At 70.1% G+C, this 25875-nt stretch carries 28 protein-coding genes; 21 read left to right on the forward strand and 7 right to left on the reverse strand.

Annotated elements, in window-relative coordinates; all coding sequences use genetic code 11:
- Positions 1-279 precede the first annotated feature (279 nt).
- Positions 280-1632 (reverse strand): transaminase, encoded by a 1353-nt coding sequence (locus ACFFC4_RS17945; RefSeq protein ID WP_375503377.1) that lies wholly within the window; start codon positions 1630-1632, stop codon positions 280-282.
- 111 nt (positions 1633-1743) lie between these two features.
- Here ACFFC4_RS17945 and ACFFC4_RS17950 point away from each other — a divergent pair, with 111 nt between their 5' ends.
- Genes ACFFC4_RS17950 through ACFFC4_RS17960 form a run of 3 tightly spaced genes read left to right on the forward strand, consistent with a single transcriptional unit; the run spans position 1744 to position 3669 of the window.
- Positions 1744-2070, forward strand: a complete 327-nt coding sequence (locus ACFFC4_RS17950) for a hypothetical protein (RefSeq protein ID WP_375503379.1) — start codon at positions 1744-1746, stop codon at positions 2068-2070.
- Positions 2067-2789, forward strand: a complete 723-nt coding sequence (gene priA, locus ACFFC4_RS17955) for a bifunctional 1-(5-phosphoribosyl)-5-((5-phosphoribosylamino)methylideneamino)imidazole-4-carboxamide isomerase/phosphoribosylanthranilate isomerase PriA (RefSeq protein WP_375503381.1) — start codon at positions 2067-2069, stop codon at positions 2787-2789. Before ACFFC4_RS17950 ends, priA begins: the two co-directional genes overlap by 4 nt.
- A gap of 4 nt (positions 2790-2793) precedes the next feature.
- Positions 2794-3669, forward strand: a complete 876-nt coding sequence (locus tag ACFFC4_RS17960; protein ID WP_375503383.1) for a 1,4-dihydroxy-2-naphthoate polyprenyltransferase — start codon at positions 2794-2796, stop codon at positions 3667-3669.
- A gap of 23 nt (positions 3670-3692) precedes the next feature.
- Here the strand turns inward: ACFFC4_RS17960 and ACFFC4_RS17965 are convergent, their stop codons facing one another.
- Positions 3693-4829, reverse strand: coding sequence for a hypothetical protein (locus tag ACFFC4_RS17965; RefSeq protein WP_375503385.1), 1137 nt, complete (start codon positions 4827-4829; stop codon positions 3693-3695).
- 63 nt (positions 4830-4892) lie between these two features.
- Here ACFFC4_RS17965 and ACFFC4_RS17970 point away from each other — a divergent pair, with 63 nt between their 5' ends.
- Both ACFFC4_RS17970 and hisF read left to right on the forward strand, forming a co-directional pair.
- Positions 4893-5744, forward strand: coding sequence for a hypothetical protein (locus ACFFC4_RS17970; protein WP_375503387.1), 852 nt, complete (start codon positions 4893-4895; stop codon positions 5742-5744).
- 104 nt (positions 5745-5848) lie between these two features.
- Positions 5849-6616 (forward strand): imidazole glycerol phosphate synthase subunit HisF, encoded by a 768-nt coding sequence (gene hisF, locus ACFFC4_RS17975; RefSeq protein WP_375503475.1) that lies wholly within the window; start codon positions 5849-5851, stop codon positions 6614-6616.
- A gap of 20 nt (positions 6617-6636) precedes the next feature.
- On the opposite strand, the gene ACFFC4_RS17980 is transcribed toward hisF, so the two are convergent.
- Positions 6637-7308 (reverse strand): TIGR03085 family metal-binding protein, encoded by a 672-nt coding sequence (locus ACFFC4_RS17980; protein WP_375503389.1) that lies wholly within the window; start codon positions 7306-7308, stop codon positions 6637-6639.
- A 29-nt stretch (positions 7309-7337) separates the two neighbouring features.
- Here ACFFC4_RS17980 and ACFFC4_RS17985 point away from each other — a divergent pair, with 29 nt between their 5' ends.
- Together ACFFC4_RS17985 and ACFFC4_RS17990 are read left to right on the forward strand one after the other, a co-directional pair.
- Positions 7338-7847: a hypothetical protein gene (locus ACFFC4_RS17985; RefSeq protein ID WP_375503391.1), complete on the forward strand. Its 510-nt coding sequence runs from the start codon at positions 7338-7340 to the stop codon at positions 7845-7847.
- A 134-nt stretch (positions 7848-7981) separates the two neighbouring features.
- On the forward strand, positions 7982-8698 hold the full coding sequence (locus ACFFC4_RS17990) for a response regulator transcription factor (RefSeq protein WP_375503393.1): 717 nt from the start codon (positions 7982-7984) through the stop codon (positions 8696-8698).
- Here ACFFC4_RS17990 and ACFFC4_RS17995 read toward each other — a convergent pair.
- The gene (locus ACFFC4_RS17995) at positions 8679-9248 is read right to left on the reverse strand and encodes a hypothetical protein (protein WP_375503395.1); all 570 of its coding nucleotides are present in this window, start codon (positions 9246-9248) and stop codon (positions 8679-8681) included. The two genes, ACFFC4_RS17990 and ACFFC4_RS17995, sit on opposite strands and share 20 nt — an antisense overlap.
- Between ACFFC4_RS17995 and ACFFC4_RS18000 the strand changes: the two genes are divergently transcribed.
- The gene (locus ACFFC4_RS18000; RefSeq protein WP_375503397.1) at positions 9243-10298 is read left to right on the forward strand and encodes a sensor histidine kinase; all 1056 of its coding nucleotides are present in this window, start codon (positions 9243-9245) and stop codon (positions 10296-10298) included. The genes ACFFC4_RS17995 and ACFFC4_RS18000 overlap by 6 nt on opposite strands.
- 18 nt (positions 10299-10316) lie before the next feature.
- Here the strand turns inward: ACFFC4_RS18000 and ACFFC4_RS18005 are convergent, their stop codons facing one another.
- A complete protein-coding gene (locus ACFFC4_RS18005) occupies positions 10317-11996 on the reverse strand; it encodes a diguanylate cyclase (RefSeq protein ID WP_375503399.1) in 1680 nt (559 codons plus the stop codon).
- A 136-nt stretch (positions 11997-12132) separates the two neighbouring features.
- Between ACFFC4_RS18005 and hisI the strand changes: the two genes are divergently transcribed.
- The 5 genes from hisI to ACFFC4_RS18030 all read left to right on the forward strand — a co-directional run bounded on the left by hisI (position 12133) and on the right by ACFFC4_RS18030 (position 16369).
- On the forward strand, positions 12133-12498 hold the full coding sequence (gene hisI, locus ACFFC4_RS18010; protein ID WP_375503401.1) for a phosphoribosyl-AMP cyclohydrolase: 366 nt from the start codon (positions 12133-12135) through the stop codon (positions 12496-12498).
- Positions 12495-14009: an anthranilate synthase component I gene (locus ACFFC4_RS18015; protein WP_375503403.1), complete on the forward strand. Its 1515-nt coding sequence runs from the start codon at positions 12495-12497 to the stop codon at positions 14007-14009. The genes hisI and ACFFC4_RS18015 overlap by 4 nt, the downstream gene beginning before the upstream one ends.
- Positions 14006-14635, forward strand: a complete 630-nt coding sequence (locus ACFFC4_RS18020; RefSeq protein ID WP_375503405.1) for a Trp biosynthesis-associated membrane protein — start codon at positions 14006-14008, stop codon at positions 14633-14635. The genes ACFFC4_RS18015 and ACFFC4_RS18020 overlap by 4 nt, the downstream gene beginning before the upstream one ends.
- 65 nt (positions 14636-14700) lie before the next feature.
- Positions 14701-15540, forward strand: a complete 840-nt coding sequence (trpC, locus tag ACFFC4_RS18025; protein ID WP_375503407.1) for an indole-3-glycerol phosphate synthase TrpC — start codon at positions 14701-14703, stop codon at positions 15538-15540.
- A gap of 232 nt (positions 15541-15772) precedes the next feature.
- Positions 15773-16369 carry a multiprotein-bridging factor 1 family protein gene (locus tag ACFFC4_RS18030; protein WP_375503409.1) on the forward strand — a complete coding sequence of 199 codons (597 nt, stop codon included), beginning with the start codon at positions 15773-15775 and terminating at the stop codon, positions 16367-16369.
- Here ACFFC4_RS18030 and ACFFC4_RS18035 read toward each other — a convergent pair.
- Complete coding sequence (locus tag ACFFC4_RS18035) at positions 16333-16983, reverse strand: class I SAM-dependent methyltransferase (protein WP_375503411.1); 651 nt, start codon at positions 16981-16983, stop codon at positions 16333-16335. The two genes, ACFFC4_RS18030 and ACFFC4_RS18035, sit on opposite strands and share 37 nt — an antisense overlap.
- A 147-nt stretch (positions 16984-17130) precedes the next feature.
- Between ACFFC4_RS18035 and trpB the strand changes: the two genes are divergently transcribed.
- A complete protein-coding gene (gene trpB / locus ACFFC4_RS18040) occupies positions 17131-18408 on the forward strand; it encodes a tryptophan synthase subunit beta (protein WP_375503413.1) in 1278 nt (425 codons plus the stop codon).
- A complete protein-coding gene (trpA, locus tag ACFFC4_RS18045; RefSeq protein ID WP_375503415.1) occupies positions 18405-19199 on the forward strand; it encodes a tryptophan synthase subunit alpha in 795 nt (264 codons plus the stop codon). Before trpB ends, trpA begins: the two co-directional genes overlap by 4 nt.
- A gap of 4 nt (positions 19200-19203) precedes the next feature.
- On the opposite strand, the gene ACFFC4_RS18050 is transcribed toward trpA, so the two are convergent.
- The gene (locus ACFFC4_RS18050) at positions 19204-20193 is read right to left on the reverse strand and encodes a quinone oxidoreductase (protein ID WP_375503417.1); all 990 of its coding nucleotides are present in this window, start codon (positions 20191-20193) and stop codon (positions 19204-19206) included.
- Positions 20194-20243: 50 nt separating this feature from the next.
- Between ACFFC4_RS18050 and lgt the strand changes: the two genes are divergently transcribed.
- Genes lgt through ACFFC4_RS18080 form a run of 6 tightly spaced genes read left to right on the forward strand, consistent with a single transcriptional unit; the run spans position 20244 to position 25866 of the window.
- On the forward strand, positions 20244-21200 hold the full coding sequence (lgt, locus tag ACFFC4_RS18055) for a prolipoprotein diacylglyceryl transferase (RefSeq protein WP_375503419.1): 957 nt from the start codon (positions 20244-20246) through the stop codon (positions 21198-21200).
- A gap of 33 nt (positions 21201-21233) precedes the next feature.
- A complete protein-coding gene (locus ACFFC4_RS18060; RefSeq protein WP_375503421.1) occupies positions 21234-22259 on the forward strand; it encodes a phosphotransferase family protein in 1026 nt (341 codons plus the stop codon).
- 2 nt (positions 22260-22261) lie between these two features.
- The gene (locus tag ACFFC4_RS18065; RefSeq protein ID WP_375503423.1) at positions 22262-23503 is read left to right on the forward strand and encodes an acyl-CoA dehydrogenase family protein; all 1242 of its coding nucleotides are present in this window, start codon (positions 22262-22264) and stop codon (positions 23501-23503) included.
- The gene (locus ACFFC4_RS18070; RefSeq protein ID WP_375503425.1) at positions 23496-24092 is read left to right on the forward strand and encodes a TetR/AcrR family transcriptional regulator; all 597 of its coding nucleotides are present in this window, start codon (positions 23496-23498) and stop codon (positions 24090-24092) included. Before ACFFC4_RS18065 ends, ACFFC4_RS18070 begins: the two co-directional genes overlap by 8 nt.
- Positions 24089-25078 (forward strand): LLM class F420-dependent oxidoreductase, encoded by a 990-nt coding sequence (locus ACFFC4_RS18075; RefSeq protein ID WP_375503427.1) that lies wholly within the window; start codon positions 24089-24091, stop codon positions 25076-25078. Before ACFFC4_RS18070 ends, ACFFC4_RS18075 begins: the two co-directional genes overlap by 4 nt.
- Positions 25078-25866: an SDR family oxidoreductase gene (locus ACFFC4_RS18080; protein ID WP_375503429.1), complete on the forward strand. Its 789-nt coding sequence runs from the start codon at positions 25078-25080 to the stop codon at positions 25864-25866. The genes ACFFC4_RS18075 and ACFFC4_RS18080 overlap by 1 nt, the downstream gene beginning before the upstream one ends.
- The last annotated feature ends 9 nt before the right edge of the window (positions 25867-25875 follow it).

Raw genomic sequence — 25875 nt, forward strand, 5'->3', positions numbered from 1 at the left:
ACATGCCTCAAGACTGGTTCGCAGCCGTGCGCTCAGCCTGAGTAGAGCTACTCACTCACGCAGGTGCGCTCTCTTCGCGGCAGCACGAAGCGTTCGCGAAAACCCACGCGCTCTCATGCCGCAGATAGCGTGCGCTGCGGCCATCTGGTCATGCCGCGCGGCGGTCGACCTCGCTGGGGCAAACTGGACGAGTGGACAGCGTTCCACGCTCCCGCGGTGATAAGCGCCGCGCAGACTTGGCGTCTTGCGTGGTCGCCGCGCTGTCATCGCAGCGACCGTTCAGGCCAGCAGCTCGCCGACCGCTTCCGACGTCACGGCCACGCAGTGGTCGGCCTGCTCGACCGTCGTCACCGGACTCATCAGGGCCATGGCCTGGAACGGCGTCATCAGCACGCCGCGGTTGGCGAGGTACAGGTGGACGAAGTCGTCGAGCTGCTCGTCCGCGGCCCTGTGCGACTCGGTACCGGTGCGCGGTGCCTGCGGTCGGAAGCGGTATTCAGTGCGGGCGCCCAGCCGGCTCACCGACCACGGCGCGCGGTGCTCGGCGAAGGCCGCTGAGATGCCGTCGGCGTACCGGGTGGCGAGCGCGATCATCGTCGTGAAGGCGTCATCGGTAAGGACGTGCTCGAGCGTCGCGCGCATCGCCGCCACGGACAGCGCGCTGCCGGCCATCGTGCCGCCGACGCCGCCCATGTCAACGAGGTCGAGGTCGGCACGGCCCAGGGCGCGGTCGGCGAACTCGGCGGACATGCCGTAGGCGCCGGCCGGGATGCCACCGCCGATGGCCTTGCCGATGACCACGAGGTCCGGCTCGAGGTCCCACTCGCGGCAGCAGCCACCGGGACCGGCTGAGAAGGTGTGTGTCTCGTCGATGATCAGCAGCGTGCCGTGTCGGCGGGTCGAGTCCCAGACGCCGTCGAGGTAACCGGGCTCGGGCAGGACAATCCCGACGTTGGTGAGCGCGGGCTCCATGAGCACCGCCGCGACGTCGCCGTAGGCGAGCTGGCGCTCGAGGCCGTCGAGGTCGTTGAATTCCGCGACCCGGCTGGTGGCGGTGACGTCGCAGGGCGCGCCGACGTTGCCCTCGCGGCTCATGCCCTCGCCGTCCGGACCGACGACGATCAACGACTCGTCGACGCTGCCGTGATAGCAGTAGCTGTTGACGAGGATCTTGGGACGGCCGGTAACCGCCCGCACGATGCGGATCGCCCAGCGGTTGGCGTCCGTGGCGGTGAGCGAGAAGCTCCAGCGGGTTAGACCGAATCGACGGGTGAGTTCTGCACCCACCCACTCGGCGTCCTCGGTCGGCATCATCGCCGTGGCACCGCCGAGCTCGCCCAGCCGTCGGGTGACGGCGGCGACGACGGGCGCGGGGGAGTGCCCGGCCATGGCTGCGGTGTCTCCGAGCGCGAAGTCGTCGTACTGCCGGCCGTCGATGTCGGTGACCGTGGCGTCGTGCGCGGTGTTCAGGTACAGCGGGAACGCGCCCGCGGTCTTGTTCATCCAGGTCATCGGCACGCGGCCGAACAGGTGCGCGCCCCGGGCGAACGCCTGCTCGGAGCGCGGATGCTCGGCGCGGAAGCGCGCTTGCTCGCGGGTGGCCAGCTCGGTGAGACGGTCGCGGTCGACCATGGTCAGCGTCCTCTCGGCGGGCCCGCGTGAGATAGTTCGGGGCAGCGGCAGTACCGGCGGAAGGCAGCCTAGTGAACGACGCTCCTTGGCAGAGCCGAACGGAGTGAAGCTGTGAGTAAGGCGCGGCAAACCGCGCGGGCTGAGCGCGAGGCCGCGGCCACCGCTCGCGCGGCGGCCGACCGAGCCGCTGCCGCCCGCCGTTCGACGGCCGCCGCGCGTCGCGAACGTCGGGCCTTGCTCTGGCGGCGCCTTCGGCTCTGGCAACACCATCCCGGTACCCGGCAGCGCGAGCGGTTCGGGGTGCTCGGCATCCTGGTCCTGGTCGTACTGCTCACGGTCTTCGTGGTCACCCGCTCGTGGTCGGCCACTCTGGGAGCGGCCCTCGTCTGCGTGATCGCCGCGCCCGTCTACCTTGTCCTGAATCGGAGCCAGTCATGAGCCCGCTCGTCCTTCTGCCCGCCGTCGACGTGGCGAACGGCGCCGCAGTACGACTCGTGCAGGGGGCGGCGGGCAGCGAGACCTCATACGGCGATCCGCTCGACGCGGCGCTGACCTGGCAGCGCGACGGCGCCGAGTGGATCCACCTCGTCGACCTCGACGCCGCCTTCGGCCGGGGTGACAACCGCGAGCTGCTCGCCGGCGTCGTCAGGCAGCTCGACGTCGCCGTCGAGCTGTCGGGCGGCATCCGCGACGACGCCTCGCTCGAGGCCGCGCTGGCCACCGGCGCGGCCCGCGTCAACCTGGGCACGGCTGCGCTCGAGTCCCCGGACTGGGTGCGCTCGGCCATTGCGAAGCACGCCGACAAGATCGCGGTGGGGCTCGACGTCCGCGGCACGACGCTCGCCGCTCGCGGGTGGACGCAGGAGGGCGGCGACATCTGGGACACGCTTGCCCGGCTCGACGCCGATGGCTGCGCCCGGTATGTCGTCACCGACGTACACAAGGACGGCACGCTGACCGGACCGAACCTGCAGTTGCTGCGCGACGTGTGCGCGCGCACCGATAAGCCCGTGGTGGCGAGCGGGGGAGTGTCGTCGCTGGACGACCTGCGCGCGATCGCCGCTCTGAGCGCCGACGGCGTGGAGGGCGCGATCGTGGGCAAAGCCTTGTACGCCGGGGCGTTCACGCTGCCCGAGGCCCTCGCCGCGGTGCGCTGACCTGGTGGCCACCACAGCCGAGTGGCTCGAGGGCGCCCGCCCGCGGACCCTGTTCATGGCCGTGGCGCCGGTGGTCGCGGGCACCGGCGTGGCCGCGCACGACGGTGACGTCCGGTGGGGGCGCGCCGCGCTCGCGCTCGCCGTGTCGCTCGCCCTGCAGATCGGCGTCAACTACGCCAACGACTACAGCGACGGCGTCCGCGGCACCGACACCGACCGGGTCGGACCGCAGCGGCTTGTCGGATCGGGCGCTGCGCGCCCGCGTGCCGTGTTGATCGCTGCCCTTGTCTGCTTCGCGGTTGCCGCGACGGCCGGCCTTGCGCTCGCGGCGCTGTCGAGCTGGTGGCTGGTCGTCGTCGGGGCCCTGGCCATCGCGGCCGCGTGGGGATACACCGGCGGCGCCAAGCCGTACGGGTACCGGGCGCTGGGCGAGGTCTCGGTCTTCGTGTTTTTCGGCCTGGTCGCGGTGGGTGGCACCGCGTACGTCCAAACGCAACGGGTTACCGCCACGGCCGTACTGACCGCCATACCCATTGGTATCCTCGCTTGCGCGCTGCTCGTCGCCAACAACCTGCGCGACATTCCGGGTGACGTGCGCGCGCACAAGCGCACGTTGGCCGTGCTGCTCGGCGACGGCCGTACCCGCCTGCTCTACGAGGCGCTTGTCGTGATCCCGTTCGCGCTCGCGGGGGTGCTCGCCATCCGCGACCACGGACCACCGCTCATCGCCTGGGCCGCGGCGCCGCTCGCCCTGGGTGCGATCAGTCCCGTCCACTCCGGGGCGTCCGGTCCCGCGCTCGTCCCGACCCTGCGGGCGACCGGCCAGCTGACGCTGGCGTTCGCGCTGTTGCTCGCGGTGGGGCTGGCGATCGCCAACTGACGGTGCCGAGCCCGGAGCTGGACTCAGCTGGTGAGCAGCCCAGCGACGGGCTGCCCCGAGGGTGTGGCCGGCGCTGCCGGTGCAGCGCTGCCCGGTCGGCGCACGATGGCTCGAACGAGCTCCCCCGACGAGCGCCAGATCACCGCATCGATCAGGTAGTGATGCAGGTTGAGGAAGACGAAGAACGCAGCGGCGAACAGCAGCGGTCCGGCGCGGTCCACGTGGGCGTCGAGCGACTGCGGCAGCCACCGCGACACCAGCAGCCCGCCGCAGGCCGCGCCGCCGAACACGTTGAGCCACCAGGCGGCGCCGTGCGTCCCGGGGCGACCGGCCGCGACGGCCAGTTCGGCGCGGTGCCCGACGGCCAGGTACTGCAGCGCGTGGAACGGGGCCAGCAGCAGGATCGTCCACACCGGGCTGGGCGCCAGGCCGAGCCACAGGAACGCCGCGGCGTAGGGCGCGACGAGCAGCGCCGGCGGCCACGCACCGGAACTGCGACGCAGCGCGACGAAGGTGACGCCGACACCGATCGCCGCCAACGCCGCGAGCCCACGCAGCCAAGGCAGGACCTCGTAGGGCAGCACCCCGAACCCCACCTGGTAGCCGGCCAGCCGGTAGTTGCGCCCGATCACGAGCACCTGAGCGGCGCCGATGAAGCACAGCGGGTACAGGCCGTAGCGCAGCACGCGGACGTGCGTGGGCGTCAGGCGCACGCCACGGAAGGCCGCGCCCACCCGCCCGATGCCGTAGACCTGCTTGACGTAGTGCCACGCCGTCATCAGGTAGACCGAGGTGATGAGCGCGCTCGTGACGCGGGCGGCCGACGTCGGACCTACGGCCAGCGAGATTCCGACGATCGACGCCAGCACGACCACCAGCAGCGCCGGGCCGAGAACGAGCGCGACGGGCCGCCGGCGCAGCGCGGGCAGGCCGTCGGAGTAGGCCAGGTGGTACGACAGCCCGAAGTGCGATGCGGACACGACCGCGCCCACCCAGTAGACGGCCGCGGCGAGGCCCGAACCCAACCTGAGCCCGGCGTGGTCGGCGAGAACGACGGCGAACCAGACGATCACGGCAAGCCATCCGACGAGCCACCCGTCGAGCCGTCGGCTCACCAGATTCCGGCTCACCAGATTCCGAGTCCCGAGGGGCTGCGACATTGCGCTAGCATACGGGCCGCCCCGGTCCTGCGGACAGGCCATTCACGAGTCGGAGTCCAACACATGAAACAACGCGTCGGTGCCATCCTGTGCATGCTGCTCGGCGCCGTCCTGATCTTCAGCGGGCTCAGTTCCGGTAGCGATAGCACGGTCGGCGAGGCCACCCCGCAGTGCAGCGGGCAAGCGGCCTTCGCGTTCGTCGGCGTACTCAGCACGGCCGGCTGCCCGACCGGCACCATCACGTTCAACGAGACGACGACGGGTTCGTCCACCGCCCCCGCGACCTGGTCGGTGACCATCAGTTCCACGTGCGCCGACCCGGACACCGGGGCCCCGGTGTCGCAGACGGTCAGCGTGCCCAACAACGGTTCGGCCACGAGCAGCGACCTGTACATCTTCACCGATCAGGTCGGCAACACCTCGTGCCAGTACAGCTACGTCGAGACGCCGGTCGACGGGTACACCGCAGCCTTCACGCCGGCGTCGCCGCAACCCATCCCGTTCATCGCCCGAAATGGCAACGTGCTGACCGTGGCTCTCACGAACACCGCGGTCGTCGTGGTGCCGCCGGTCCCGCCGGTCGTGCCGGTGCCGCCGTCCTCGTCGACGGTGACGTCGTCCTCCGCCCCCGTGTCGACGTCTGCGCCGGTGTCGACGTCTGCGCCGGTGTCGACGTCTGCGCCGGCCAGCAGCGTGGCGGCCACCAGCGCATCGGCGAGCGATCCCGCCAGCGGTGGAGTCTTGGCCAGCAGCGCGGTGGCCAGCGCGTCGACGTCGAGCGGCGCAGACGGCCTGGCCTCGACCGGCACGGCTACTCCGTTGCGGCCGACGCTGTGGATCGGCATCGCCGTCTTCCTGCTGGGCCTGGTGCTGCTGTTCGTCGGACGGGCACCGCGTGCGGCCCACCGCCGCTGACCGGCCCGTGCGTTAGCACGTGGTCGGCCGGCCGACCACGCCGAAACCGGCACCGCCACGGTGCTTGGCAGACTGGCGGCGTGAGTGATGCGGGCACCGGAGGTTTGGCGGTCCGTGTCATCCCCTGCCTGGACGTCGACTCGGGCCGCGTGGTCAAGGGTGTGAACTTCCTGGGGTTGCGCGACGCGGGGGATCCCGTCGAGTTGGCCCGTCGCTACGACGCGCAGGGTGCCGACGAGCTGACGTTCCTGGACATCAGCGCTTCATCGTCAGGTCGAGAGACGACGTACGACGTGGTGCGCCGCACCGCCGACCAGGTGTTCATCCCGCTGACCGTCGGCGGGGGAGTGCGCACCGTCGAGGACGTCGACGCGTTGCTGCGCGCGGGTGCCGACAAGGTGGGCGTCAACACCGCGGCGATAGCCCGTCCACAGCTCATCGCCGAGATCGCGCAGCGCTTCGGCAACCAGGTGCTGGTGCTCTCGGCCGACGCGCGGCGCGTCCGACCCGGCGGCGAGTCGACGGCCAGCGGGTTCGAGGTCACCACCCATGGCGGTCGCCGCGGCACCGGGATCGACGCGGTGGAGTGGGTGCAGCGGGCGGCCGAGCTGGGGGCGGGCGAGATCCTGCTGAACTCGATGGACGCCGACGGCACGAAGGACGGCTTCGACCTCGAGCTCATCGCCCTGGTACGCGCGGTCGTCCAGGTGCCGGTGATCGCCAGCGGCGGGGCCGGCGCGGTCGCGCACTTCGCGCCTGCACTCGAGGCCGGCGCCGACGCGGTGCTGGCCGCAAGCGTCTTCCACTTCGGCGACTGCACTGTCGGCGAGGTCAAGGCCGACCTGCGCGCGCACGGGTTGCCGGTGCGCTGACCGCGCCTGCAGCGAGATGCCTACAGCGAGATGTCTGCCGAGCGAACGGCCTCCTGGTCGGCCTCGGCCCCGTCCCACTGGACGAGCGCCTGCGGCAGCCGCCCGAACCCGAACAGGGCCAGCTCGACCGGGTCGCCGGTGATCGTCACCGCCGCGCCGTCCTTCTTCGCCCGGCGCGTGATGAGCTCGCCGTGCGCCGGCCACCGCAGCACGAGCCCCACCGGAACGGCGCGCAGCGTCACCCGCGCCAGCAGGTGCAGCCGCTTCCAGACCATAGCCTCGAAGTCGGCCGGCAGCGTGCGCGGCGTCCAGTCCGGCTGCGCCCGACGCACGTCCTCATGGTGGACGAGGTACTCGAGCAGATTGGCCAGTTCGGAAACCGCAGGCACGGACCAGAACCAGGCCACCGGCACCGGGCCGCGCACCTCGCGCCACGTCGGGCCGTGATCGACGAGGTCAACCAGCTCGGGGTAGGAGGTTGCCGCCAGGTCATCGACGACTTGTTGCGCGCGTCGCTGCAGGGCCGCGACGGGGAACCGGCCACCGACCTCGACGATCGAGCGCTCCCGCAGCACCAGATGGGCGGCGAGCTGGGCGGTGGTCCACTCGCCGCACAACGTCGGGGCCTGGGGGCCGGCTCGGCGCAAAGTCTCGGCGAGCGCGTGGCGTTCGGAGGCGGCATGCTGTGGCATGACCCGAGACTAGTGAGGGAGTGCGACCAGTGAGGGAGTACTCGGCAGCCGACGACGACCGTCCCACGCCCGGATTGGTCACCGGCGCGGTCTCCATCGGCACCGCTCCGCTGCCGTTCCTCGCCGTCTACACCCTGTTGTTCCTCGGCCACGGGCTGATCCACCCGGTCCACCCGCCGGACATCACCACCACCCAGGGCGGCGAGGTCATCGCCGGATGCGTCACGGGCGTGCTGTTCATCGCCCTGCTCGTCGCCATCATCTGGTTCGTCAACGGCTCACGCCGTTGGCCTTTCGCAGTGTTGCAGGTCGCGGTGGCCGCTGCCGGCTGCTACTTCCTGATCGACGGGACCAAGGGCGGGCCCGCAGTCTCGGTGCTGCTGATCCTGGCCGCTGTGGTTGCGCTCGTGCTGGCCTTCGCGCCGGCCGCGTGGCGCCACGTCGAGCGGCGCGCGCCGCGACTGGTGCACGTCGGATACGGCAAGGTCGGGCTGGGCGAGCACGACGACACTGTCACGGGGTACTCGACCGCGCGCTGATTGTCGAGCGCGCCTATGCTGCTCACAGGTAGCTCCCATGGTTAGCCCAGCTGCCACACTCAGGATGGGCACAGCCTTTCCCGTGCTTTCGGCGTCCGCGCCGCGAAGCCATGAGTGCACCGAGGAGAACCGAGATGAGCGCAGCCACCGTGGCGTCGACGAACACCAAGCGGCGCGTCCTGGTCGTGGACGACGAGGACAACGTGACGCACCTTGTCTCCTCGGCCCTGCGCTTCGACGGTTTCGAGACCGTCACCGCCGACAGCGGGACGTCTGCCCTGGCCCGCGTGGCCGAGACCGATCCCGACCTGATCGTCCTGGACGTGATGATGCCCGGCCTGGACGGCCTCGGGGTGCTGCAGAACCTGCGTGCCGCGGGCTCGCAGGTGCCGGTCATCTTCCTGACCGCCCGCGACGCGGCCAGCGACCGAATCGTGGGGCTGCGCGCCGGTGCCGACGATTACGTCATCAAGCCGTTCAGCATCGAGGAACTGCTCGCCCGGGTGCATGCCGTGCTGCGTCGCTCGACGCCCGACAGCGGCCGCGAGGGCCTATTGAAGGTCGCCGACCTCGAGCTCGACGAGAACAGCCATGAGGTCACCCGCGCCGGCGAAGAGGTGCACCTGACCGCCACCGAGTTCGAGCTGCTGCGCTACCTCATGCGCAACGAGCGGGTCGTGCTGTCCAAGACACAGATCCTCGACCGGGTGTGGAAGTACGACTTCCAGGGTCAGTCCAACATCGTCGAGCTCTACATCGGCTACCTGCGCAAAAAGATCGACAGCGTTGAGCCGAAGCTGATTCACACCATCCGCGGCGCCGGATACGTGATCAAGGCTCCTCGCAACTGATCATGCGCACCCGTTCATGAGCCGCGTCGAGTTCCTGAGCGGCGATCCTGTCGCTCCAGTCGACGGTCCTCGGCCTGTGCACCTGCCGGGTCTGGCCGAGCTGGCCCCGCCCGGTGAACAGATGGACCCTCGTCGCCGGGTGGGTCATCTCGGCCGACGCAGTCTGACGGCGAAGCTGGTCGCCGGCGTCGTGGGCCTCGTCTTCCTCGTCGTATTCATACTCAGCGGAGCGACGTACTTTTCGCTGAAATTCTTTTTGACCACGAAGTTCAATCAGCAGTTGACGTCCACGACGACGCAGAACGTCGCGTTCTTTGATCGTTGCGTGCAGACAGCCCGTCCTACCGGCACTGGTTCCTACAGCTGCGACGCCGGCCCGCAGATCGATCAGGAATGGGTTCTCGCCTTTGATCCTGTCGTCGGCCGCACCTATACCTTCAGCAGCGATTACGCGAGAGGCCTGAAGGGGCTGAAGCTTAACTCTGGGCAGCTCGACCGTCTTGCCGCCAATCCTGACCAGTGGTTGACCACCTACCAGGACGGTGTGCAACTGCGGGTCGCTGCGGGACAGTCGGGCCGCGACGGTCTGTTTGTGGTCACCGGCTTGTCCACCAGCGAGGTCACGCGAACGTTGCATCGACTGTTGGCGATCGAGTTGCTCATTGGTGGGGCAGCAGTGCTGGTCGCCGTTATAGCGACCTCCTACGGGGTCCGGTTCAGTCTGCGACACCTGCGTCGCGTCACCGTGACCGCCCAAAGCGTTGCGGCCGAGCTTTCACCAGAGGGCGCGGGGCTCGACCGGCGGGTGCCCGACGACGAACCCGACACCGAGGTCGGGCAGCTGGCGACGTCGTTCAACACGATGCTTGCAGCGGTCGAGACGCAGTTCGCGGCCCGCATCGAGAGCGAGACGCGGATGCGCCAGTTCATGGCCGACGCCTCGCACGAGCTGCGCACGCCATTGACCTCCATCCGCGGCTACGCCGAGTTGGCGCGCATGCAGCGGGCCGCTGGTGACACCTCCGACGACAACCTCGACCGCATCGAGTCCGAGGGCACGCGGATGTCCAGACTCGTCGAGGACCTGCTGCTGCTCGCCCGCGGCGAATCCGACGGCAGCAACCGCCCGACGCGCACCGAGCTCGTCGATGTGCCCGATCTCGTCGACGACTGCGTGCGCGGCTCGCGCGCGGCCTTCGCCGAGCGGCGGATCGAGATGCAGGTCTACGGCGTACCGCAGGTCATCGGTGACCGCGACCAGCTGGTGCGCGTCATCCGCAACCTGGTCAACAACGCGGTCGTGCACACCGCACCCGAGCGACCGATCCTCGTCCGGGCCTGGGGCGACGACGCGAACGTCACCGTGCAGGTCGTCGACGGTGGCCCGGGTCTGACGCCCGAGGACGCCTCGCATGTGTTCGAGCGCTTCTGGCGCGCCGACAAGGCACGAACCCGCGCTCGCGGTGGGAGCGGGCTGGGGTTGTCCATCGTGGCCACGATCGTGCGTGCCCACGGTGGGACGGTCCGCTTCGACAGCACCGTCGAGGGCGGCAGCACCGTCACTGTCACGCTGCCCGCGGCGCAGTCCACGGCCGAGTAGGAGCGTGTCGCCGAAGCGTCAGCCGGCCATCGCTTCCAGGGCGTTGTTGTCGTCGGTGTCCACCACGTCGGACCTGGCCGGTTGAGCGACCACGACCCGGTCGCGGCCCTGTCGCTTGGCGTCGAGCAAGGCCCCGTCGGCGATGCTGATCGTCTCCTCGAAGGGTCTGCCCTGCGAGTGCACGGCAACCCCGAAACTCACCGTGAACGACGGGCAGTCAGCGCTGACCAGGGTGACTCCCAGGGCCACGCGGACGCGTTCGAGCACCTGTACGGCTTCCTCGGCATCGCAGTGCGGCAACACGACGAGGAACTCTTCTCCGCCGTACCGGCCGAAGATGTCATCGGGGCGCAGCTGATCCCGCAGCACGCGGGAGAACACGCGAAGGGCATGATCGCCGGCGCCGTGACCGTACTTGTCGTTGACCATCTTGAAGTGGTCCAGGTCGCCGAAGGCCACCGCGTACGAATCGACGGTGTGCTGCAGACGACGCATGGAACTCTCCAGCGCGCGCCGGTTCGACAACCCGGTCAGCGGATCGGTGCTGGCCTGCACTTCTGAGTCGGAGAATGCCCGCATCATGCCGATCCGGTCCGACGCCCGCCGAGAAATCAATTCGAGCGCAGTCCGCTTCGGCGCGTCGGGAGGGGCGTGCTCCGCTCCGGCGGCGTGCACGACACCCACCGTCAGTCCACTGACGCTGACCGGAACGCAGACGGCCGAGCAGGGCGAACCCTGCTGCTTCAGATAAGGGCACGCGTCCAGCGCCTGGCTCGACTCGAACGTCATCACCTCGCCACGCTGCGCTGCCGGGCAGGCCGTGGGGGAATCGACCGTGCAGTTGTGGGCCGGCGGCCCAGTTGTCACTAGCTGCTGGAAGTGCGCGCGACTCGAGTCGGCGAGCAGCATCTCCACGCTGAGGTCGGGCACCATCTCTTCCAGCGCCTGCGCCACGACCGCGTACACCCGATCCTCACTGGGCGACAGCTCGAGAGCTCGCTGCAGCCGAGCCTCGAACTCGTTGGATCGTGCGACCCGCGCCAGGTCGCGGTCGCGTTCCTCGAGATCCGCGTCCCGAATCCTGGCCGCCCGGGCGAGCGAGGCCAACAAGATGACCACTCCGGGCAGCGCGATCAATCCAGCGATGATCATCCACAGCACCCCATGGTGCGCGGCGTCGTGGTGGGCGGCCAGCTGGTCACGCCACCAACCTCGTTCCGCCAGACGCACGGCGTTGAAGTCGTTGTTCACCAGCAACGCGCTGGCGCCGACCGACGTCGGCGTCGTGGTGGTCGTGTTCGTCGAGACTGGCTTCGACTTGAGCTGGATGTAGGGCAACGCACGCAGGTCGCCGTTCAATTTGACGGCCGCAGCGGACGACGAGCCCCGTTTCCCTGCCAACCGCCGAAACTGGTTCCATTGACTCAGCCCGAGCTGTTGTTGCGCAGAGGCTCGTACGAAGTAGGCGCGGCGGGTGGAGCTGCCGAGCGGATATCTAAGGGCGGTGGCGAACTGCACCTGGCTCGACACAAGATTGCGCTGAGCATCCGCGAAGACGTCGAGCTGCCTGTTCTTCGCGATCAAAGAACTGGCCTGGGTGTTGGCGGACGTGATGATGATCAGACCCACCAGGACGAGCGCGGCCGTCAGCGACGCCGCTAGCAGGCCTATCACGTAAACCCTGCGGTGAAGTGCCATGGTGGACCGTCCTCCGAGTGACCGGGTCCTTGCCTGCGACTCGCTGACCCCGGTGTTATCGGCGGGTGACGCGCATTCTTGACGTCCGTCGCCAGCTGTTTTCCGACATGAGAAGTCGTTCGGCACAATCAGTGGCATGTCTGCCCGTGTTCCCTCCCTGCTCGACCCGGCTATTGCTGGGCGGCTCACGCGTGACGCCGCCGGGCTGGTCGCCGCCGTGGTGCAGCAGCACGACACTCGCGAGGTGCTGATGGTCGGTTGGATGGACGACGAGGCACTGCACCGCACCCTGACCACCGGCCGAGCCACCTACTGGTCGCGCTCGCGGCAGGAGTACTGGGTCAAGGGCGACACCTCCGGGCACGTCCAACACGTCAAGTCCGTGGCGCTCGACTGTGACGCCGATGCCCTGCTGATCACCGTCGACCAGGTCGGGCCGGCCTGCCACACCGGTGAACGCAGCTGCTTCGACGCCGGTGGCCGGCTCGACACGCTCTCATGAGCACTGGTGGCGTCCCCGCGCCCCTCGACCGGGCCGACCTCGACCGGCTGGCCACCTCGCACCGGCTGGTCCCGATCACCCGCACCCTGTTCGCCGACGCCGAGACGCCGGTCGGGGTCTACCGCAAGCTCGCGGCGGGGCGACCAGGCACGTTCCTGCTCGAGTCGGCCGAACCCGGCGCGTCGTTCTCGCGCTGGTCGTTTGTGGGCGTCAACGCCCTTGCGTCGTTGTCGGTGGTCGACGGGGAGGCGTCCTGGAAGGGAGCCGCGCCGGATGGTGTCCCGACCTCAGGCGACCCGCTTGCCGCGTTGGGGGTTGCCTGGCGTGCGATGAAGGGGCCTCGGTTACCCGGTCTGCCACCCCTTACCGGCGGCTTCGTCGGTTACCTCGGCTACGACGTCGTGCGCAGCATCGAGCGGCTGCCCGAAAAGGCCGTCGACGAGCTGGGCCTGCCCGACCTTACGATGCTGCTCGTCACCGACCTCGCCGCCGTCGACCACCACGAGTGCTCTGTCGTCCTGATCGCCAACGCGGTGCTGCACCCGGCGATGAGTGCAGTCGAGTTGGACACCGCCTACGCCGACGCGGTGGGACGGCTGGACGTCATGCAGTCCGCACTTGCCACCGCGACTCCGCCTACCGTGGCCACGATCTCGCCAACGGCGCCGAAGGAGGCGCAGTCGCGCACGCCTGAAGGCCAATACCAACCGGCCGTCGAGGCGGCGCTCGAGGCGGTGCGTGCCGGCGAGGTCTTCCAGATTCAGGTCGGGCAGCGCTTCGTGGCCGAGACCGACGCCGACCCGCTCGATGTCTACCGGGTGCTGCGCACGCTGAACCCGTCGCCATACATGTACTTCCTGCGCACCGAGGATGTCGACATCGTCGGTTGCAGCCCCGAGGCGCTGGTGTCGGTCAGCGGACGACGCGCCGTGCTGCATCCCATCGCAGGGACCCGCCGCCGGGGGGAGACCGCCGAACAGGATGCCGCGCTGGCCGCGGAACTGGTCAGCGATCCGAAGGAGCAGGCCGAGCACGTCATGCTCGTCGACCTGGCTCGCAACGACTTGGGACGGGTGTCGTCGCCGGGCTCCGTGCAGGTCGTCGAGTTCGGCGCGGTCGAGCGCTACAGCCACGTGTGGCACATCGTGTCGACGGTTGAGGCGCAGGTCGCCGAGGACAAGGACGCATTCGACGTACTGACGGCGACCTTCCCGGCCGGAACGCTCACCGGCGCGCCGAAGGTGCGGGCGATGGAGCTGATCGAGGAACTCGAGCCGGTCCGCCGCAACGTCTATGGCGGCGCGGTCGGCTATTTGGACGCCGCCGGTGACCTGGACATGGCCATCGCCATCCGCACCGCGGTGATGCGCGACGGCGTGGCCTACGTGCAGGCTGCGGCCGGGGTGGTGGCCGACAGCGTCCCGGCGCAGGAGGAGCAGGAGACCCGCAACAAGGCGCGCGCGGTCTTGCAGGCGATCGCAATGGCGGAGACCCTGCGGACGGTCACATGACCAAGCCCGCACGCCCGGGGCGGCGCCACGCCGAGTACGCGCTCGCGCTGGTGCTGGATCTCGTGGCCGCCGCCGCGGCATTGCTCGTCGGCGGCCGCTCGTGGCAGACGATCACCACGCCGCTGGCCAACCGAGCCGACGTGCTGCAGGTCAGCGGCCGCACGGTCGACCCCGCCTCGACCGCGCTGGCGCTCGTCGCGCTGGCCGGCGTAGTGGCCGTGCTCGCCACCCGCGGCATAGCCCGTCGTTTGGTAGGTGCCGTTATCGGGCTGGCCGGCGGCGGGCTTGTCTGGCGGGCTTCCGAGTCGTTCGGCGCGATCGGCATCGGCCGGGCGCGTCGGCTGGTGGCGGACCGGCATCGGACGGTCGGTGACGCCGCGGCCCCGCCGCACATCGACGTGCACGTGGTGTGGCCGGTGCTCGTGGCCGTCTGCGGCGTGCTCGTGCTGCTCGCCGGCCTGCTCATCACCTGGCGCGGGCACCGGTGGGGCGCGATGTCAACGCGCTACGAGAACCGGTCGTTGGCAGCGGACGCGGCACGAGCCAGGGCAGAGGAAAATCCGCAGAAGGCGGCCGCGTCGCTGTGGACCGCGCTCGATCGCGGTGAGGACCCGACCTCACGCTGAGGCGGCGCACCCGACGGAGGAACGTCGGCTCGCCGCGGATACGCTTCACTGGAGCACACCGGCCGATGCACTGCCGACAGGAGGTCGATCCGGTGGCGACCGTATTGGACGAGATCGTCGCAGGCGTTCGTGAGGACGTCGCGCGACGCGAGGCCGCGCTTCCGCTCGCCGTCGTGCGCGAGCAGGCGGCCGCCGCTCGCCCTGCCCGCGACGCCTACGTCGCGCTACGCGCACCAGGTGTCGGCGTCATCGCGGAGGTCAAGCGGCGCAGCCCGTCAAAAGGTGCGCTTGCTCCGATCACCGACCCGGCCCGGCTGGCCGGCCAGTACGAGGCCGGCGGGGCGCGGGTGATCAGCGTCCTGACCGAGGAGCGCCGCTTCGGCGGTTCGCTGGCAGATCTCGACGCCGTGCGCGCAGCGGTGCAGATCCCCGTGCTGCGCAAGGATTTCGTTGTCGGCTCCTACCAGGTGCACGAGGCTCGGGCACACGGCACCGACGTCGTGCTGCTCATCGTCGCCGCGCTCGAGCAGAACGTGCTGGTCGGCCTGCGTGAGCGGATCGAGTCGCTCGGGATGACCGCGCTCGTCGAGGTGCACACCGAGGACGAGGCCTCCCGCGCGCTCGACGCCGGCGCGCGGGTCATCGGGGTCAACGCCCGCAACCTGCGCACCCTTGAGGTCGACCGCTCGACCTTCGAGCGCATTGCTCCCGGCCTGCCGAGCAGCGTGGTCAAGATCGCCGAGTCCGGAGTCCGCGGACCCATCGACCTCATCGAGTACGCCGCCTGCGGCGCCGACGCCGTGCTCGTCGGCGAGACGCTCGTGACCGGCGCCGATCCGCGCCAGGCCGTCGCCGAACTCGTCACCGCCGGCGCACACCCCGCCACCCCCCGCCCGTCGCGCTGAGTTCGACTCGACTCGACCCGGGCTTCTACCTCGCCAGGACTAACGCCCCCCGGCCCTTTTGCTCTGCTCACTAGGACTGCGCGCGCGCTCACTGTCACTGAGCAGAGCAAAGGCGGGCAGTTGGTATCACCTGGGGGTAGGAGAAGGCACTGGATGTGGACAATTCGTTGGCCGTCCACAGCAGGCGAGCGACTCAGCACGTCGTGTCGCACGGGTAGGGCACGGTCGTCGCATGTCCACAGACGGCGGCATCAAGATCGGTGATTACCTGCTGTCGGAGATCATTCGCCGAGTGCGGCGAACGGCCGACCTCAGTCAACGTGAACTAGCCAAGCATGCGGGGGTCAGCAACGCGCTGGTTGGCTCAATCGAAGCAGGCTCGGCGACTCCGTCGCTTTCAGTCCTGCAACGACTGCTCAACACCGCCGGCTATCGCTTGGTCGTGGTCGATGTCGATGGTCACCTCGTGCTGCCGCTGCAGATATGGCAGGACGTGGGAGATCTTGCCGGGCGGCGGTTCCCCGCTCACCTCGACACCATTCTCGATCCGGTCTTCGGGGAGTGGTGGGCCGACATCTACGGGCTTACCGCACCGCCGGAAACGTTCCGACGCAGCCGCGAGCATCGCGATTGGGTCAGAAAGGTGAGTCGATGGGAGGTGCGGGTGGCGCAGCTGCGAAACCAACCGATCCCGGATCCGCCGCGCGGTCTGGGCGTCTACTCACGCGAGCGGCTGCTCGCAGCACGCCTTGCAGCCCAGGAGAAGGTCGCCGGCACCTCGGACAACGTCGCCTACGGGCTCGATGAGTATGGCGACGACGCCCAATGAACCGGTGCGGCCTGAAGAGGCTTACGGAAGATGCCGACGGCCCAGCCGGCGTCGGCATGCCAGGGGCGCAGGTCCCAGGTGGCGAAGCGGTGCTCGAGCACCAGCCCGGTTGCCGCCGCGTCGTGGTCGAGGTCGGCGACGGTGTACTCGCGATCAGTAGCGAATCCGCAGACGAACACGCCGCCTGGCGCCAGGCAGTCGACCAGTCCGGCGATGACCGTTGCCTCGGTGCCGGGGGCCACATAGACCAGGACGTTGCCGGCCAGCACCACCGCGTCGTACGGCTCGTCGGTCGCGTAGTCGGCGAGGTCCTCGACGATCCACAGCGCCTCGGGGTGATCGGCCTGCGCGGCGGCGATGAGCACTCCATCGGCATCGACCCCGGTGACCGCGTGGCCGCGCGCGGCCAGCGCCGCACCCACCCGTCCCGGGCCACAACCGCCGTCGAGCACCCGGGCGCCGCGGGGAAGCAGCGCGTCGACGAGTCGGGCCTCGCCGTCGACGTCGGTGCCGCTGGCTGCCAGAGCGCGAAAGCGCTCGACGTAGCGATGCGAGTGCTCGGGGCCGAACTCGGTGAACCAGCGCAGCGACCCTGCGCCTCGCTGCTCGCCCATGGCCGGACCTTACCGGCGTTGAGGCGTACACGAGCCCGAACGGTAGGATCGCGGCGTGCACCCGGCCCAGCTCGCAGCAGCCCACGGCGGTCGATGGCGTCGGTGACGCCCCGTCACCCGTTCGCACCTGCCCACCCGGAGCCCCTCATGAGCACGTCCACGTCTGCACCACACATCACAGCCCAGCCCGCCGACGACACCGGTCACTTCGGCCCCTACGGCGGACGGTTCGTCCCCGAGGCGCTCGTCGCCGCGATCGACGATCTCACCGCCGCCTTCCATGCCACCCAGGCCGATCCGACGTTCCGCGCCGAGCTCGCCCGCCTGCACCGCGACTACAGCGGCCGGCCCTCGCCGCTCACCGACGTGCCGAAGTTCGGCGAACACGCCGGCGGCGCACGCATCCTGCTCAAGCGCGAGGACCTCAACCACACCGGCTCGCACAAGATCAACAATGTTCTTGGCCAGGGCCTGCTGACGCAGTACATCGGCAAGAAGCGGGTCATCGCCGAGACCGGCGCGGGACAGCACGGCGTCGCCACGGCCACTGCCGCAGCATTGCTCGGGCTGGAGTGCGTCGTCTACATGGGCGAGGAGGACACCCGCCGGCAGGCGCTGAATGTCGCCCGGATGCGGCTGCTCGGCGCCGAGGTCGTCCCGGTGACGACCGGCTCGCGCACGCTCAAGGACGCCATCAACGAGGCCATGCGCGACTGGGTCACCAACGTCGAGACAACCAACTACGTCTTCGGGACTGCCGCCGGCCCGCACCCGTTCCCGACCATGGTGCGCGAGTACCAGCGCATCATCGGCGACGAGGCCCGGGAGCAGATGTTGGAGCGGGTCGGACGGTTGCCCGACGTGGTAGCGGCCTGCGTCGGCGGTGGCTCGAACGCCATCGGCATCTTCACCGCGTTCGTCGCCGACCAGGACGTCCGGCTGGTGGGCCTCGAGGCCGCCGGCGACGGCGTCGAGACCGGCCGGCACGCGGCGTCCATCACCGGCGGCACACCCGGCGTCCTGCACGGCGCCCGCTCCTACCTGCTGCAGGACGAGAACGGCCAGACGGTCGAGTCGCACTCCATCTCGGCGGGGCTCGACTATCCCGGCGTCGGACCCGAACACTCCTACCTGCACGACATCGGTCGAGCGGAGTACCGCCCGGTCACCGACGCGCAGGCCATGGAGGCGTTCTCGCTGCTCTCGCGCAGCGAGGGCATCATCCCGGCCATCGAGTCGGCACATGCCCTGGCCGGCGCGATGGTGCTGGGCCGCGAGCTCGGGCCCGACGGCGTCATCCTGGTCAACCTGTCCGGGCGCGGCGACAAGGACGTGGAAACCGCCTCGCGCTGGTTCGGGCTCACCCCCGCCGAGCCCCAGGATGCGGGCGCAAAGCCGGGTGGCCCCACCGGCGTGACCCCGTGACAGCTCTGTCCGACGCGCTCGCCAAGGCCAAGGCCGACGGGCGCGCCGCACTGATCGGCTACCTGCCCGTCGGTTATCCGAACGTCGAGCTGTCCATCGCAGCCATGCGGGCGCTCGTCGAGGGCGGGTGCGACGTGGTCGAGGTCGGCATCCCGTACAGCGATCCGGTCATGGACGGTCCGACCATCCAGGCCGCCACCGAACCGGCCGTGCGCGCGGGGGTCGGGGTGCGCGACGCGCTCGCGGCCGTGGCCGCGGTCGTCGACACCGGCGGCGCTGCCGTCACGATGGGTTACTGGAACCAAATCGACCGTTACGGCGTCAAGCGCTACGCCGCCGACCTCGTTGCGGCCGGCGGCTCCGGCGCCATCACGCCCGACCTCATCCCGGACGAGGCGGGGCCCTGGATCGCGGCCACCGACGCGAGCGCGCTCGACCGCATCTTCCTGGTGGCGCCGTCCTCGACCGACGCACGCATCGTGTCCACCGCCGCGGCCTCGCGGGGCTTCGTCTACGCCGCGGCGGTCATGGGCGTAACGGGCGCACGGGCCAGCGTCAGCGACGCTGCGGCCGCTCTCGTCGCCCGGTTCCGCAGTCTTGCGCCCGAGATGCCGGTGTGCGTGGGGCTCGGGGTGTCGACCGGCAACCAGGCGGCCGAGATCGCGGCCTTCGCTGATGGCGTCATCGTCGGTTCGGCGCTGGTCCGCTGCCTGCTCGACTCGCCCGACGACCACGGCGTCGACGCCGTCCGAGCGCTCGCCCAGGAGCTGGCAGCCGGCGTTCGCCGCTAGTCGGCTATGGCACGAGCAACAGCTTGCCGGTGGTCCGGCGACCCTCGAGATCGTCGTAGGCACGACGCGCCTCAGCCAACGGGTACCGCCCGCCGATCGCGATGGTCAGCGTGCCGTCGGCGATCGCTGCGAACAGATCGCCGGCCCGCTCGCGCAGCTCCTCTGGATTGGCAACGTAGTCGGCGAGGGTCGGGCGGGTGACGAACAGCGAGCCCAGGGGATTGAGCCGTTGCAGGTCGAACGGCGGCACCTGCCCGCTCGAGGCGCCGAACAATGCCAGGAGCCCGCGCTTGTGCAATGAGCGCAGCGATGCCTCGAAGGTGTCCTTGCCGACGCCGTCGTAGACGACGTCGACGCCGTCCGGTGCAATAGCCCGCACCTCGGCGGCGAGATCTTCGGAGACGTCGGTGCGCAGCACGTGATCGGCGCCGGCGTCCCTGGCGACCGCCACCTTGGCCTCGCTGCCCACGGTCGCGATCACCTGCGCACCCTGCGCCTTGGCCATCTGCACGAGCAGCGCGCCCACACCGCCGGCCGCCGCGTGGACCAGCACGATCTCGTCCTGACCGACCATGTACGTCGCGTGCACGAGATAGTGCGCGGTCATGCCCTGCAGCATTGCCGCGGCGGCAATCTCGGCGTCGACGCCCTCGGGTACAGCGACCGTGCCGGCCGCGTCGAGCACGACGACCTCGGCGTGCGCGCCCGCCGGTGCCTTGGCCGTGGCCACGACGTCGCCGACGGCGAAGTCGGTGACGCCCTCGCCGACCTCGAGCACCTGACCGGCGCACTCGTCGCCGAGGGGAAGGGGCATCGCCGCCGGGTAGATGCCTTCGCGCATGTAGACGTCCTTGAAGTTCACGCCGGACGCCTGGACCTGAACGACGAGCTGGCCGGGACCGGGCTGCGGGCGGGGGACGGAACGGACTTCGAGCACGTCGGCGCCGCCGGGCTGCGGCACGATCAGGGCGCGGACGTCGGTGTCGGCTGGCATGCCCTCAACGTAGCGGCGGCAGGCCGGCCGCCGACAGCTACCGTGGTTGCGTGCACCCGCTCGCCTCGATCCCGAGCCCTACGCAGAGCGTGTGGCATCTCGGACCGTTCCCGGTGCGGGCGTACGCGCTGTGCATCATCGCCGGCATCCTGCTGGCGGTCTGGTTGACCACCCGCCGCTGGGTCGAGCGCGGCGGGAAGTCCGACCACGTCTGGGACGTCGCGGCCTGGGCCATCGTCTTCGGCATCCTTGGCGGCCGGGTCTATCACGTGATCTCGGATCCGGAGCTGTATTTCAAGTCCGGCGAGAACCCGGCCAATGCACTGAAGATCTGGGACGGCGGCCTCGGCATCTGGGGCGCGATCTCGCTGGGCACCCTCGGCGCCTGGATCGGCTGCCGTCGCCGCGGTATCGACCTGCGGGTGTTCGCCGACGCCGCGGTGCCGGGCGTCATCTTCGCCCAGGCCATCGGCCGGATCGGCAACTGGTTCAACAACGAGCTCTACGGCTCGGCGACGTCGCTGCCCTGGGGACTGAAGGTGCACTGCCTCGAGGTGACGACGGGGCACACCACCCGCTTCGGCACCGCCGACGGCGGCCAGGTCTGCAACGGCAGTGCGCTGGTGCCCGGCATGTACCAGCCGACGTTCCTGTACGAGCTGCTATGGAACGTCCTGATCGGTGTGCTGCTGCTCGTCATCGACCGGCGGCTGCGGCTCGGCCGCGGCAACGTGATGGCCCTCTACGTCATGGGTTACACCGCCGGCCGCGTCTGGATCGAGGCGCTACGCACCGACCACGCCAACCACATCCTGGGCCTGCGGCTCAACGTCTGGACCGCCATCATCGTGTTCATCGGCGGCTTGGTGTACTTCCTGCTGCACGGCGGCTTCCGGGCGCAACGTGAGAGCACGCCCTACTACGCCGAGCGCGAGGCATTGCCGGCAGACGAGTCGGCGGAAGAACCCGCAGCAGAACCGGCCGACGCGCAGCCGCCCATCCCTTGACCGACCGACCGGTCGGTCTCTAGGGTCGGGTGCATGGCGGAACTGCCCGGCGTTGATCTGGCCCGGCTGACCATCTGGCTCGACGACGAGCGGCCCGGCCTGCGGCTGGGCGAGCTCGCCGGCGAGGTGGTGGCCGGCGGCAAGTCGAACCTCACCTACCGCATCACCGACGGGTCCTCGACGTGGGCGCTGCGTCGTCCGCCGCTCGCGCACGTGCTGCCCACCGCGCACGACATGGTCCGCGAGTTCACCGTGATCAACGCGCTGACGCCGGCCGAGGTACCCGTTCCCGTGCCGTCGGCCGTGGCCCTCTGTCAGGACGCCGATGTGCTGGGCGCGCCGTTCTACCTGATGGACTTCGTCGACGGCGTGGTGCTCGACAAGCCCGACCTGCTCGCGACCCTGGCCCCGGCGGACGCGGACCGAGCCTGCGAGCTGCTCGTCGACACGCTGATCGCCCTGCACGAGGTCGACCCCGCAGCGGTGGGCCTGCAGGAGTTCGGCCGCCCCGATGGGTTTCTGGCCCGACAGGTGCGCCGCTGGTCGGCGCAGTGGCAAGCGTCCGAGACCCGCCCGCTCGACGTGCTGCCCGCGGTCGTCCGTCGACTGGAAGCGACGCTGCCCGTGCAGTCGGCTCCCGGCATCGTGCACGGCGACTACCGGCTCACCAACGTGATGTTCACCCCCGACATCACCCGGATTCCGGCCGTCCTGGACTGGGAGATGGCCACGCTCGGCGACCCGCTCACCGATGTCGGGTTGCTCGTCGTCTACACCGACATCGCGGGCAACGGGACGCTGACCGGACCGGCAATGGCACCGGCGCAGGGCTTCTGGACGGGCGCGCAGGCTGTCGAGCACTACGCCAAGAACTCCTCGCGCAGCACCGAACACCTCGACTGGCACGTCGGTTTCGGCTATTTCAAGCTCGCCGTCATCGCCGAAGGCATCCATCACCGCTACCTGGCCGGCAAGACCGTCGGCGAGGGCTTCGCGCATTTCGGCGACGCCGTCCCCAGCCTGCTGCATTCCGCACTCGACTCGTTACCCGGGAGCTGACCATGGACTTCGCACACAGCGATCGCTCGCTGGCCCTGCAGGAGGAGATGACGCGCTTCCTCGACGAGGACGTGTATCCCGCCGAGGCGACCTTCGAGGCGCAGGCTCGGGCTTTCCGTGCGGAAGGAGACCCGTTCCGGACGCCGGAGGTGCTGGCCGACCTCAAGCAGCGCGCCCGCAAGCGGGGGTTGTGGAACCTGTTCCTGCCCCAGGCCAAGGACGGCGAGATCGAGCGTGGCGCCGGGCTCAGCGTCCTGGATTATGCGCCCATCGCCGAGTTGTCCGGCCGCTCGGGGCACATCGCCCCGGAGGCCATGAACTGCGCCGCTCCCGACACAGGCAACATGGAGCTGCTGTCGATGTTCGCCACACCGCAGCAGGTGACGCAGTGGCTCGAGCCGCTGCTCGAGGGTGAGATCCGCTCGTGCTTCTCGATGACCGAACCGGACGTCGCGTCATCGGACGCCACCAACATCGCCACGACGATCACCCGCGACGGGGACTCCTACGTCGTGCAGGGCCGCAAGTGGTGGTCGAGCGGGGCGATGCGCCCGGAGTGCAAGGTCGCGATCGTGATGGGCGTCAGCGACCCGGACGCGCCCCGGCACGCGCGACACTCGATGATCCTCGTGCCGCTCGACAGCGAGGGTGTCACCCTGCAGCGCTCGACAAGCGTCTTCGGTTACGACGACGGCACCCACGGCGGTCACGCCCTGATCGACTACGACGTGCGGGTGCCGGTCGAGAACCTGCTCGGCCCGCAGGGTGGCGGCTTCATGATGGCCCAGGCCCGGCTCGGGCCCGGCCGCATCCACCACTGCATGCGCGCCATCGGCATGGCCGAGCGGGCCCTCGAGCTGATGTGCACCCGCGCCTCGCAGCGCACCGTCTTCGGCGGCACGGTCGCCAGCCAGGGTGTGGTGCAGGAGTGGATCGCGGAATCCCGCCTGGCCATCAACCAGGCCCGGCTGCTCGTGCTCAACGCCGCCTGGCTCATCGACACCGTCGGCGCCCGGGAGGCGCGCACCGAGATCGCGGCCATCAAGGTGGCGGCACCACGGGCGGCGTCCTGGGTCGTCGACCGCGCGATCCAGACGTTCGGCGCGGCCGGCGTCGATCACGAGGTGCCGCTGGCCGAGATGTGGGCCCAGCTGCGCACCCTGCACCTGGCCGACGGGCCGGACGAGGTGCACCTGCGCACGATCGCCCGCCAGGAGCTGCGCCGCATCGCGCCACATGAGTGAACCCGATCTGCGTACGCGCGTGCTCACGGCCGCCGTCGACCTGTTCGCCCAGCAGGGTTATGAGCGCACGTCGGTGTCGCAGGTCGTCACCGCGGCCGGCGTGGCGAAGGGCGGTTTCTACCACCACTTCGCGAGCAAGGAGGACCTGCTCTACGAGGTGTACGGCGACCTCATCAGCCGTCAGCTCGCGGCCATGGACACGATCCTGGCCCGCGCCGAGCCGGCCGCCGCGACGTTGCGGGCGATGATCACGGAGCTCGTCGTATCAACGGCGCAGAGTGCGAAACAGGCCAAGGTGTTCTGGCGCGAGATGCACAGCCTGGGCGACGAGCGGGCCGAGCAGTACCGCCGGCAGCGGCGCCGCTGCCACGACGCGGTGGGCCGGGTCGTACGCGACGGCCAGACCGACGGGACGTTCAGCTCGACGACCTCGGCCGACACCGTGACGTTCACGATCTTCGGCGTCGTGAACGAGATGCCCATCTGGTACCGGCCGAACGGCCGCAAACGCCCGCAGCAACTCGCCGACGAGATCGCCGACTTCGTGCTCGCCGGCCTCGGCGTCACCAGTGAAAGGACCGTCCGATGAACCGCTGGGGACTCACGATCCCGCTGCTCGGCGTGCCGTTGCCCGCACACGCCGAGATCATCCGCGCGCTGCCCGACCTCGGCTACACCGACGTGTGGTCGGCCGAGACGAACGGCACCGATGCGTTCACTCCGCTGGCGCTCGCGTCCGCGTGGGAGCCGACGCTGCGCCTCGGCACGGCCATCGTGCCCGTCTACACCCGCGGCCCCGCGCTGATCGCGATGTCGGCCGCGTCGATGGCCGCCGCGGCGCCGGGCCGCTTCGTGCTCGGCCTCGGCGCGTCCAGCCCGGTGATCGTCGGCGACTGGAACGGCATCCCGTTCGAGCAGCCGTTCCGCCGCACCCGCGACGTCCTGCGCACCACCAACGCCTTGTTGAGCGGTGAGCGGGTCACCGGCGATTTCGACACCATCAGCGTGCACCGCTTCAAGCTCGACCAGGCGCCGAACCCCAAGCCGCTGGTCCTGGTCGCGGCCCTGCGGGCCCAGATGCTCCGGCTGGCCGGGCGCGAGTCCGACGGCGCGATCCTGAACTGGCTCGCGTCCTACGACGTCGCGCAGTGCCTGGCCGAGGTGCACAACGGTGCGAGGCAATCGGGCGGGGATGCTGGAGACATAGAAGTCGTTGCCCGGATCTTCGTCTGCCCGACCGACGACGTCGACTACGCCCGGGCGCTCGGCCGCACCCTGATCTCGACGTACCTGACTGTCCCGGCGTACGCCGCGTTCCACGACTGGCTCGGCCGCGGCGAGCAGCTCAAGCCGATGCACGAGGCGTGGGCGGCGGGTGATCGAAAGGGCGCGGCGGCGGCGATTCCCGACGAGGTGGTCGACGACCTCGTCCTGCACGGCTCGCCGGTTGCCTGTCGTGACCAGGTGCAGGCCTACGTCGACGCCGGGGTCAAGACGCCGGTGATGATGCTTCTGCCCACCACGCACGGGGCCGCGGATCTCGATCTACTGCGTGCGCTCGGACCGGAGGCCTGATGGACGTCAAGGACACCGTCGTCGTCGTGACGGGTGGCGCCAGCGGGATCGGCGCCGCCCTGGTGCGCCGCTTCCATGCCGACGGCGCGCGCCACGTCGTGGTGGTCGACCGCAATCTCGAGGCTGCGACGGAGGTCGCGCGCGAGGTCGGGGGAGTGCCTGAGCAGGTCGACGTCGCCGACGCGGCCGCGGTGGCCGCACTGGTCGAGCGGACGGTCGCCCGGGAGGGCCGCCTCGACGTCTTCTGCTCCAACGCCGGCATCACCACAGGCGTCGAGCTCGACGACCCCGACGACCTGTGGCATCGCGCCCTCGAGGTCAATCTCATGGCGCACGTGTACGCCGCCCGCGCCGTGGTGCCGGTGATGCTGAAGCAGGGCCGCGGCTACCTCGTGAATACCGCCTCCGCTGCCGGGTTGCTGATCTCTCCCGGCGACGCGCCGTACACGGTCAGCAAGCACGCCGCCGTCGGATTCGCCGAGCACCTCGCGGTCACCTACGGCGACCGCGGCATCGGGGTCAGCGTCGTCTGCCCGCTCGGGGTCGACACCCCGCTGCTCATGGACCCGCTCGCGGCCGGTGACCGCGGCGCGGCAGCCGTCGCCGCGTCCGGCACCATCGTGACTGCCGAGGCGGTGGCCGACGCCGTCCTGGCCGCGATGGCGCAAGACCGGTTCCTCGTCCTGCCCCATCCCGAGGTCGGTACGTTCTGGGCGCAGAAGGCGTCCGACCCCGACCGCTGGCTGCGCGGGCTGCGGCGCCTCGTAGCCAGCCAGCAGCAGCCGTAAACCACCACC

Origin of the sequence: uncultured Jatrophihabitans sp., assembly GCF_964244045.1 — a bacterium.
In the GTDB taxonomy this organism is placed as follows: domain Bacteria; phylum Actinomycetota; class Actinomycetes; order Mycobacteriales; family Jatrophihabitantaceae; genus Jatrophihabitans.